We start from the raw sequence: 2540 nt of genomic DNA, 5'->3' as shown, positions 1-2540 counted from the left end.
GCGGCGCGCCGCCGGGCGGCATGATCGCCACGGCCGGGGCGACGGCATTCTGCGCCGGCTGCGGCGCGGGGGCCTGGGCGACCGCGATGGCGGCCAGACCAGTGACCAGCACGGCAGCGGGGATCAGGTTACGAACGATCTTTGACGGCATGAGTGTCTTTCTGGTTGCAATGCGGTTGCTGATGAGCCCGTCTGGTCTATGCAAGCAACACGCCTAACCGTGCATGAACGAAGCCGAAGCGCATCGGATCCTTAGCGGTTGCCCTTCCGGCCTTCGAATTCGCGCAGGAATTCATTGTTCGGCCCCAGCACGACCGTGGCGGTGCCATCCTCGAACGTCGTGCGATAGGCCTGCATGGCGCGGTAGAAGGCATAGAATTCCGGATCCTTGCCGAAACTGTCGGCATAGATGCGGGCGGCGCTGGCATCGGCTTCGGCCTGCACCAATTGCGCCTGCTTGTTGCCCTGGGCGCGGATGGTGGCGGCCTCCTGCTGGCGGGCCGAACGCATGCGCAGATAGGCCGAATCGAGCGGTGTGCCCGATGGCAGATCGGCGCGCTTGATGCGCACGTCCACGATCTCGGCGCCATATTGCTTGGCCTGGCTGTTCACCGTGGACTGGATATCATCCATCAGCTGGCCGCGTTCCGGGGAAAGCAGCGCGGCAAACGGCTGCTTGCCCAGTTCGTTGCGCAGTTTGGACGCCAGGATCCGCTTCAGCGCGTCGGCGGCGTTCTGTTCCGTGCCCACGGTTTCCACCATGCGCTGCGGGTTGACGATGCGGAACCGCGCGAAGGCATCCACCACCAGCCGCAGCTGGTCGGTCGAAAGCACCGTCTGCGCATCCATGTCGAGATCCATGATGCGCTTGTCGACGAACTTGACGTCCTCGATGAACGGCACCTTCACGGTCAGGCCGGCGCCGGTTTCGCCAAAGCGCGCCTTGGGATCATATTCGTTGACGATGCGCTCCGGCTTGCCCAGGCGCAGCACGACGGCCTGCTTGGTTTCCGGCACGGTGTAGAAACTGCTCATCGCCAGCACGACGGCGGCAAAGCCGACGCCGGCGAGCAGGGCGGGATTGCGGGTGAGGGTGGCCATGATGCTGATCCTTTCCCTTACCGCTGCGCCGCAGCCGGTTCGGCCGGGGCGACTGCGCCGCGCCGCCGCACTTCCGGCAAGGGCAGATAGGGGGCGACGCCGGGGGCATCGACCACGGTCTTTTCCACCTTCGACAACACGCGCTCCATGGTTTCCAGATACATGCGCTTGCGCGTCACTTCCGGCGCCAGGCGATATTGCGCATAGACCGCGTCAAACGCCGCCGCATCGCCCTGCGCCTTGGCCACCAGCGCCTGGGCATAGGTGCGGGCGCGATTGAGATATTGCTGCGCATCCTGCTGCGCCGCAGACACATCCTTGAAGGCATCATCGACGGCGGCGGGCGGATCAGCCTGCTTGATGTCGACGCCGCGCACGTCAACGCCGCTGTGATAGCTATCGAGCAGTTCCTGCATGCGTTCGCGCACCTGGTCGGCGATCTGCGCGCGCTGCGGCCCGAGCGCGTCGTTCAGCGAGGCGCGGCTGATCTCGGCGCGCATCGCGCTTTCCGCCACTTCGCGCACGGTCTTTTCCGGATCGGCGAGTTCATAGAGATAATTCTCGGGATTCCGGATCTTCCACCGCACCGTATAGGCGAGGTTGATGATATTCTGGTCGCCGGTCAGCATCAGATTCTCGTTGGCGCCTTCGCTCGACGAGATGTCGATGATGTTGATCTGCTCCACCTTGCGCAGTTCGACGCTGTCGATCGGCCACGGCAGCTTCAGGTGCACGCCCGGACCGGTGGTTTCGACATAGCGGCCAAAGCGCTGCACCACGGCGGCTGACTGCGCGTCCACCGAATAATAGCTGGAAAGCACGACCCACGCCGCCAGGATGGCACCGCCGGCCCACAGCAGCCAGCGCCCGTCACCCAGATCAAAGCCGCCATCGCCGCCGCCGGAACCGCCGCCAAACTGGCTCTTCAGCCGTTCCTGGCTGCGCCGGATCAGATCATCGAATTCGCCGCCACGCCCCGGTCCGGGCTTGCCCATCGGGCGCCGCGGCGGGCCTTCACCCCACGGATTGACGGGGCGGTTCTCGGGCTTCCTGGCGGGCGTGTCGGCCGCGGGTTCATCCCCCTCGGCGTTCCACGGACCATTGCCGCCACCTTCACCATTGTTCTGCCACGGCATGGACTGGTTGAGACCTTATCAGACTGGTTGAAACCACTATATACGAACCCCGAACAGGGATTGCGAGTGCATGCGGCACCGCAGCGACATTTGTCGGCGGTAATGGCCACGACTGCAAGGAAGAATGGGCCAATGGCCGTGAAAGACGATGTGATGACCGCCCTGGCCAGCGTGGCCGATCCGGCCGGCGGCGGCAGCGTGGCCAGCACCGGCCGCGCCGCCGGGCTGGTGGTGAAACCCGATGGCACCGCCGGGCTGGTGCTCGCCGTCGATGGCCTTGATCGCACCGCCGCCGAACGGCTG

General features: G+C 65.3%; 2 protein-coding genes. Both read right to left on the bottom strand.

From position 1 onward, the window contains the following. Positions 1 to 252: 252 nt before the first annotated feature. On the bottom strand, positions 253 to 1101 hold the full coding sequence (gene hflC, locus GJ693_RS15380) for a protease modulator HflC (RefSeq protein ID WP_156257123.1): 849 nt from the start codon (positions 1099 to 1101) through the stop codon (positions 253 to 255). A gap of 17 nt (positions 1102 to 1118) precedes the next feature. After that, positions 1119 to 2237 (bottom strand): FtsH protease activity modulator HflK, encoded by a 1119-nt coding sequence (gene hflK / locus GJ693_RS15375; RefSeq protein ID WP_156257122.1) that lies wholly within the window; start codon positions 2235 to 2237, stop codon positions 1119 to 1121. Positions 2238 to 2540: the final 303 nt, after the last annotated feature.

The sequence above is a fragment of the Sandarakinorhabdus oryzae genome (genome assembly GCF_009733735.1).
GTDB classification, from domain to species: domain Bacteria; phylum Pseudomonadota; class Alphaproteobacteria; order Sphingomonadales; family Sphingomonadaceae; genus Sandarakinorhabdus; species Sandarakinorhabdus oryzae.
The sequence above is the reverse complement of the archived record's forward strand: the minus strand, read 5'-3'. Positions and strand labels throughout refer to the sequence as shown.

What these genes read in the sequence shown, in the direction of transcription:
- hflC (WP_156257123.1), bottom strand. Translation starts at nt 1,101, where the DNA reads ATGGCCACCCTCACCCGCAATCCCGCCCTGCTCGCCGGCGTCGGCTTT.
- hflK (WP_156257122.1), bottom strand. Translation starts at nt 2,237, where the DNA reads ATGCCGTGGCAGAACAATGGTGAAGGTGGCGGCAATGGTCCGTGGAAC.